At 72.2% G+C, this 6,255-nt stretch carries 9 protein-coding genes and 1 pseudogene; 9 read left to right on the top strand and 1 reads right to left on the bottom strand.

Going from position 1 to position 6,255, the window contains the following annotated elements:
* The 3 genes from ACZ6TV_RS55035 to ACZ6TV_RS55025 all read left to right on the top strand — a co-directional run.
* Window positions 1–650: SidA/IucD/PvdA family monooxygenase (locus tag ACZ6TV_RS55035; protein WP_465309730.1), on the top strand; the 650-nt coding region annotated here is incomplete at its 5' end.
* Between the two features lie 13 nt (window positions 651–663).
* Window positions 664–1,191, top strand: coding sequence for a hypothetical protein (locus tag ACZ6TV_RS55030; RefSeq protein WP_465309728.1), 528 nt, complete (start codon window positions 664–666; stop codon window positions 1,189–1,191).
* A gap of 75 nt (window positions 1,192–1,266) precedes the next feature.
* Window positions 1,267–1,746 (top strand): hypothetical protein, encoded by a 480-nt coding sequence (locus ACZ6TV_RS55025; protein WP_465309726.1) that lies wholly within the window; start codon window positions 1,267–1,269, stop codon window positions 1,744–1,746.
* 43 nt (window positions 1,747–1,789) lie between these two features.
* Here the strand turns inward: ACZ6TV_RS55025 and ACZ6TV_RS55020 are convergent, their stop codons facing one another.
* Window positions 1,790–2,158 (bottom strand): ArsR/SmtB family transcription factor, encoded by a 369-nt coding sequence (locus ACZ6TV_RS55020; RefSeq protein ID WP_465309724.1) that lies wholly within the window; start codon window positions 2,156–2,158, stop codon window positions 1,790–1,792.
* 91 nt (window positions 2,159–2,249) lie between these two features.
* Here ACZ6TV_RS55020 and ACZ6TV_RS55015 point away from each other — a divergent pair, with 91 nt between their 5' ends.
* From ACZ6TV_RS55015 to ACZ6TV_RS54990, 6 genes and pseudogenes are all read left to right on the top strand, one after another.
* On the top strand, window positions 2,250–2,396 hold the full coding sequence (locus tag ACZ6TV_RS55015; protein ID WP_465309722.1) for a hypothetical protein: 147 nt from the start codon (window positions 2,250–2,252) through the stop codon (window positions 2,394–2,396).
* Window positions 2,397–2,456: 60 nt separating this feature from the next.
* On the top strand, window positions 2,457–2,723 hold the full coding sequence (locus ACZ6TV_RS55010; protein ID WP_465309720.1) for a hypothetical protein: 267 nt from the start codon (window positions 2,457–2,459) through the stop codon (window positions 2,721–2,723).
* Complete coding sequence (locus ACZ6TV_RS55005) at window positions 2,720–3,952, top strand: M28 family metallopeptidase (protein WP_465309718.1); 1,233 nt, start codon at window positions 2,720–2,722, stop codon at window positions 3,950–3,952. The genes ACZ6TV_RS55010 and ACZ6TV_RS55005 overlap by 4 nt, the downstream gene beginning before the upstream one ends.
* 27 nt (window positions 3,953–3,979) lie before the next feature.
* Entirely contained in the window at window positions 3,980–4,312 is a 333-nt protein-coding gene (locus ACZ6TV_RS55000; protein WP_465309716.1) for an ArsR/SmtB family transcription factor, read from the top strand.
* A gap of 8 nt (window positions 4,313–4,320) precedes the next feature.
* Window positions 4,321–4,803, top strand: a complete 483-nt coding sequence (locus ACZ6TV_RS54995) for a GNAT family N-acetyltransferase (RefSeq protein ID WP_465309714.1) — start codon at window positions 4,321–4,323, stop codon at window positions 4,801–4,803.
* Window positions 4,804–4,874: 71 nt separating this feature from the next.
* Window positions 4,875–6,081: pseudogene (locus ACZ6TV_RS54990) on the top strand (NAD(P)-binding domain-containing protein); the annotation flags it as partial.
* Between the last annotated feature and the right edge of the window lie 174 nt (window positions 6,082–6,255).

Raw genomic sequence — 6,255 nt, 5'->3', positions numbered from 1 at the left:
TCTGCGCGGTGCTGTCCCGGTACGGCTACAGCCCCGCCGACGACAGCCCCTTCGCCAACCGCATCTTCGACCCCCTCGCCGTCGACGACTACTTCGGCGCGCCGGCCCAGGTCAAGTCGATGCTGCTCGGCTACCACGCCAACACCAACTACTCCGTCGTGGACACCGACCTCATCGAGACCCTCTACCGCCGCGCCTACCGGGAGCAGGTGCTCGGCACGCGGCGGCTGCGCATGCTGAACGTCTCCCGCCTCGTCGCCGCGGACGAGCGGCCAGGCGACCGGGTGCGCGCGACCGTGCAGTCGATGCTGACCGGCGAGCACACCGTCCTGGACGCCGACGCCCTCGTCTGCGCCACCGGCTACGCCCCCGCAGACCCGTTCCCGCTGCTCGGCCCGATCGCCGCCGACTGCCATCGGGACGAGCTGGGCCGCGCCGTCGTCGAACGCGACTACCGCATCCGCACCGACGCCGGCGTACGGGCCGGCATCTACCTGCAGGGCGGCACCGAACACACGCACGGCATCAGCTCGTCGTTGCTGTCGAACACGGCGACGCGCGCCGCGGAGATCCTCGCGTCGGTCCAGCACCGGCGGCGCCCCAGGTCCGCTCCGACGCCGCTGGCGGTGCCGGCCGCCACCGCTTCGTGATGCCGAGGCACGTGTGACCACAACGTTGGAGAACACCATCCTCGTCCTGCTCGGGGCGCGGTCCGGCACCGCGTACGAGCTGCATCAATGGCACACGAAGATCTTCGGCGACGACCACCGGGTCGACCTGCAACGGGTCCTCGGCGCCGTGACCCGCCTGGAACGGTCAGGACACGTCACCCTGCGGGCCCCGACACCGGACGTGAAGAAGAACCGGCCACTGTGCGCGCTGACCACAGCCGGCCGGCGGCGGCAACGGCAATGGCTGACGGGCACCGGCGCGGCATCCTCCGGCAACGACATCTACCTGCGTGGACTGCTCGCCATCGAGGCAGCGGATCCGGAGACGTTCGAGGCGTACGTCCACAACAGCCTCGTCACCATCCGGCGGCAGCAACGTTCGACCACGGCGCTGGCAGGACTGTTCGGTGCCGAACGGGCCCGGACGGCCTTCGAACTGGAGCGCACCAGGGCGTTGACCCTGTGGCTGCACAGCCTGGCCGAACACCGTGACCCCGTCACGCCCCAGGGGCACACCTGACCTGTGGACGGGCCTGCGCCGGTCGCCTCGGGCCCGTACCATACGACCGGCGCCCATCCAGGTGAGGACGGAAGCATGGTCAGAGCTGCACGGTGGGTCCTGGTCGGGATCTGCCTCTTCCTCCTCGTCCCGCTGCTCACCACCCGGGGCGGCCTCGGCGAATACCTCCGCGGCGGGTCGCTGACCACCGCACACGTGGGCACCTGCGTCGACAGCGGCAGCGAGATGACGGGCTTCCACCTGTCGTGCGCGGCCCGCTGGAGCGTCGACGGCCGCGAGGTGAACGGCACGGTGGCCGAGGTCGACCACAATGGCGCGACGGCGGTGCAGCCGGGCGGAAGCGGCGACAGCCACGAGGTCCGTCTCGACGTCGCGGACCTGGAAGTGTTCGCCGACGGCAGCACCGCCCGCCAGTCCGACCGGAGGTCCATGACGGTGGGCGCGGGCGTCCTCATCGCGCTGGTCGCCCTGCTGGCCTGGGAGGTGGTCACGATCGTGCGCCGCTCCACCGACCGCCGCGCCGTCGCCCGCCTCGGCCGCCTCGAGCCGGTCTGAAGCACCTCTCGACGGCGGGCGGCCCGGGTTCGATGCGCCGCCGTCAGGCGGTCACGGTGAGCAGCGCGGCGAGCTGCCGCATGATGCCGGGCCGGGCCCGGTAGTAGACCCAGGTGCCGCGCCGCTCGGCATCGACGAGTCCCGCTTCGCGCAGGGTCTTCAGGTGGTGGGAGATCGTCGGGCCGGAGAGCTCGAACGCCGGGGTGAGGTCGCACACGCACGCCTCGCCGCCCTCCGCCGACGCGATCATCGACATCAGCTGGAGCCGGACCGGGTCACCGAGAGCCTTGAACGCGGGCGCGAGCACCGCCGCGGTCTCGGCCGGGATGCGGCGCTGAGCGAGCGGCGGGCAGCACGGGGCGTCAGCGGCGTTGAGGTCGGTGAGGGTGAGCAGCCCGGCTTGCTTCGACATGCCTCTAGGTTGACAGATCTCGAAACAGCGTGCAACTCTCTGATTCGATAAACGTCTAGTTCGACCAATGTCCAAACAGGGAGCTACAACCATGATCCGGTTTCGCCGCCGCGCCATGCGGCCGTCGGGCGTGCAGTTCTGCGACAGCTGCGCCGAGGTCACCACCGCCGATGAGCGCGCCCGCCGCCGTCACGAGCGCACCGTCACACAGGCCCGCTCCTGGGTTCCGCTGCGCTGAGCACCTGCCCGCTCACCTTGCCCGTCGAGCACGTCCATCGATCGTTGAAGGAGCATGATCATGTCCGACATCCAGACCCAGTCCCCCGCCCAGGGTGGATTCGCCGGCGACCCGGCGACGGCGCTCACGGTGGCGGTGACCGGCGGCTGTTGCGGGAACCCGCCGCAGGCCACCCTCACTCTGCCCGAGCCGACCGAGCTGGCCGAGTCGGCCGCTGCGAGCGGCCCGTGCTGCGGCACGATCGCCGAGGCGAAGGCCGAGGGTGCCTGCTGCGGCACCGTGGCGAGGACCGAGTCAGTCGCGTCCGGCGCGGGCTGCTGCGGATGAGCACCACCGGCCTGCCGGCCGCCGCGCTCGACACGCTCGGCGAACTCCTGGAAGCGGTGTCCGGCGAGCGGATGACCGCGACCGTCGCCACCCTGGCCGCCGAGCCGTTCGCCGGGCGGCGGGTCGGCACGACCGGCGGGGCCGCTGCCCACGCCTGGCTCGCGCAGCACCTCGACGATCTCGGGGCGACGGTGACGTTCGAACCGTTCACCGTCTCGCATGTGCCCGAGGTCTACACCGTGCCGACCGTCCGATGGCACGACGGCACCACCGCCCGCCACCTCACCTTCGGCCGTGAAGTGGCCGTGCACCTGGCATCGGCCGACCGGCCGCTGGTCCGCCGCGGCGACCTGGCCGTCGCCGGATTGGGCGACCCGACCGGCCGATGGCTGCTGGTCCCGGTGGGGATGACGCTGTTCGACGCCTACGGTTACGCGCATGGCGCGCTCGGGCTGCTGCTCGGCCGGGGCGTGGACGCGGACGGCTGGCAGTACACGATGCTCGCCGGGCCGAACCCCGGTCCACTGCCAATCCTCACCCTGGACACCAGCACGCACGCGGCCGTCGAAGCCGGTGGCGGGTTCGCGGCGAACACGCCGATCCGCCGCCTGGCCGTCCCGGCCGTCAACGTCCATGCCCGCTGGCGCACCGCCGCGGCCGGCCGGCCGGATCTGTTGCTGACCGCGCACTACGACGGTGTCGGCGACCATCCAGGGCTGCGACAGCCAGCAGCGGCCGACAACGGCAGCGGCGTCGCCGTCGTCCTCGAGGCCGCCCGCGTTCTCGCAGCGGTCCTGCCGGACGGCATCGGGCTGTCGGTGGCGCTGCTGGACGGCGAGGAGGCCGGCGCGCTCGGCTCCGCCCACCACGCCGCGCAACTGCGCCGGGCCGGAGCCACTCCCCTCGTCGTCAATGTGGACGGCGCCGGGCACCTCAACCAGGCCGCCGCGGTCGAGGCCGGCGGGCCCGCACACGGGCTCCTGGCGGCGCTCGACCAGGCCGGTAGGCACACCGGCCTCCCCCTCGTGGCCGGGCCGGTCGCGTCGGACAACCGCCGGTACGCGGCCGCGGGGTTCGCGGCAGTCGGCATCGGGGCTGGGATGGCCGGCTACCACAGTCCGGCCGACACCGCCGATCGCGTCGAAACGGCGACACTCACCGCGGCGGCCCGGCGCGTGGCTGCGACGGGATGGCTCATCGGCACACCGTCGACTACAGTTTCATCGTAGATCGGCGATAAACGATGATGGTGGTGGATGGTGACCGAGCTCCTCGACCGGGGGATGGCGGAGACGTACGCGTCGTGGTTCCGGGCCCTTGCGGACCCGTCACGGGTGCAGATCGTGGAGTACCTGGCCCGGCAGGGACGGCCGATGAGCGTCGGCGACCTGGTGAAGGCAGTGGGGCTGGCGCAGTCGACGGTCTCGCAGCACCTGAAGATCCTCACCGAGGTCCGATTCGTCCTCGTCGAACCGGTCGGCAACGCCCGGCACTACCGGATCAACCAGGCGTGCATCGGCTGCTTCCCATCAGCCGCGGACGTTGTCATGGGCCGACCGGCACCCACCCCGATCGGAGACTGCGCATGATCCGGGCGATGACACCGGCAGACGCCAAGGCTGTCCTCGCCAGCTACCAGGCCGGCATCGACGGCGGCAACGCCAGCTTCGAACACATCGCCCCCGACTGGGCCACCTTCGACACGGGCAAGCTCCCCGAGCACCGCCTCGTCGCCGGCGACGGCACCGGTGCTGTGCTCGGCTGGGTCGCAGTCTCCCGCATCTCGGCGCGGGCGGTGTACACCGGCGTGGTGGAGCACTCCGTGTACGTCGACCCGGCGGCACAAGGCCGCGGCGTCGGGCGGGCGCTGCTCGACGCGCTCGTCGCCTCCACCGAGGCGGCCGGAATCTGGACCATCCAGTCCGGGGTCTTTCCGGAGAACACCGCCAGCCTCGCGCTGCACCGCGCCGCCGGGTTCCGCACCGTCGGCGTCCGGGAACGCGTCGGCCAGCACGCATCGCAAGGCAACCGCTGGCGCGACGTGGTCGTCATCGAACGCCGCAGCCCGCACATCACCTGACCATTTCGCACATCCGGCAGCGCCGGACTGCGCCCACGTATTTCGACATTTCTCAAGACAGGAGCCATACCGTGAACACGTCGCCAGTCGTCGTCATCGGCGCCGGACCGGTCGGTCTCGCCGCCGCCGCCCACCTCGCCGAACGGGACCTGCCGTTCCTCGTCCTGGAGGCCGGCGACGGCCCCGCCGCGTCCGTGCGGCAGTGGGGACACGTGCGGCTGTTCTCCCCCTGGCGGTACAACATCGACGCCGCCGCCCGCCGCCTCCTGCTCGACGCCGGCTGGGTCGAACCCGACCCGGAGGTCCTGCCCACCGGTGGTCAGCTCGCCGCCGACTACCTCCAGCCCCTCGCCGACCTGCCCGCACTCAAGCCGCACGTACGGTACGGCGCCCAGGTCGAGGCCGTCACCCGACTCGGTCTGGACCGGGTCCGGACAACCGGCCGCGAGCAGGCACCGTTCCTGGTCCGGCTCGCTGACGGCGACGACGTCCTGGCCCGCGCGGTCATCGACGCCTCCGGCACTTGGACCACCCCCAACGTCCTCGGCGCATCCGGCGTCCCCGCCCGCGGCGAACGCGCCGCGGCCGGGTTCGTCGAGCACGCCCTGCCCGACGTCCTCGGCGCCGACCGCGACCGGTTCGCCGGCCAGCGCACCGTCGTCGTCGGCGCCGGGCACTCGGCGGCGAACACGCTGCTGTCCCTCGCCGAGCTGGCCGGGCAGGAGCCGGGCACGAGCGTCGTATGGGCGATCCGCACCGACAGCCCGGACCGCACCTACGGCGGCGGCGCGGCCGACGCGCTGCCGGCCCGCGGCGCGATCGGCTCCCGGCTGCGCGAGCACGTCGAGAACGGCACCGTCGAACTCGTCACCGGATTCTCCGTCCAGGCGGTCACCGTCGACGGCGACCGGGCGCGGCTCTTCGACGGTACGAGCGACATCACCGCCGACCGGATCGTCGCCGCCACCGGGTTCCGCCCCGACCACGGCATTGTCGCCGAGCTACGGCTGGACCTCGACCCGATCCTCGGCTCGACCCGCGCCCTGGCCCCGCTCATCGACCCGAACGAGCACTCCTGCGGCACCGTGCCGCCGCACGGCGTCGACGAGCTCACCCACCCCGAGGCGAGCTACTTCGCTGTGGGCGTCAAGTCGTACGGCCGCGCCGACGTTCCTGCTCGCCACCGGCTACGAGCAGGCCCGCTCTGTCGTCGCCGCCCTCGCCGGCGACTGGACCGCGGCCCGCGACGTGCAGCTGGCCCTGCCGGAGACCGGTGTCTGCAACAGCAACGCCCCGACCGAGGTGGCCACGATCGAGGGCAGCGGCGGCTGCTGCGGCGCCCCCACAGAGAACCCGGCTCTAGAGACCTTTCGGGGTCAGGGTTTGGGTGGGGATAGGCCGGTGGCGGTGAGGTAGCTGTCGAAGAGGCCGTGGCGGTATTGCATGCGTTTG

This window comes from Dactylosporangium sp. NPDC051087, from assembly GCF_055586325.1.
The sequence above is the reverse complement of the archived record's forward strand: the minus strand, read 5'-3'. Positions and strand labels throughout refer to the sequence as shown.

Bases quoted from the DNA above. Each gene is read 5' to 3' on its own strand.
- ACZ6TV_RS55005 (WP_465309718.1), top strand. From the start codon at position 2,720: ATGAGCACCACCGGCCTGCCGGCCGCCGCGCTCGACACGCTCGGCGAA.
- ACZ6TV_RS55010 (WP_465309720.1), top strand. From the start codon at position 2,457: ATGTCCGACATCCAGACCCAGTCCCCCGCCCAGGGTGGATTCGCCGGC.
- ACZ6TV_RS54995 (WP_465309714.1), top strand. From the start codon at position 4,321: ATGACACCGGCAGACGCCAAGGCTGTCCTCGCCAGCTACCAGGCCGGC.
- ACZ6TV_RS55020 (WP_465309724.1), bottom strand. From the start codon at position 2,158: ATGTCGAAGCAAGCCGGGCTGCTCACCCTCACCGACCTCAACGCCGCT.
- ACZ6TV_RS55015 (WP_465309722.1), top strand. From the start codon at position 2,250: ATGATCCGGTTTCGCCGCCGCGCCATGCGGCCGTCGGGCGTGCAGTTC.
- ACZ6TV_RS55000 (WP_465309716.1), top strand. From the start codon at position 3,980: ATGGTGACCGAGCTCCTCGACCGGGGGATGGCGGAGACGTACGCGTCG.
- ACZ6TV_RS55025 (WP_465309726.1), top strand. From the start codon at position 1,267: ATGGTCAGAGCTGCACGGTGGGTCCTGGTCGGGATCTGCCTCTTCCTC.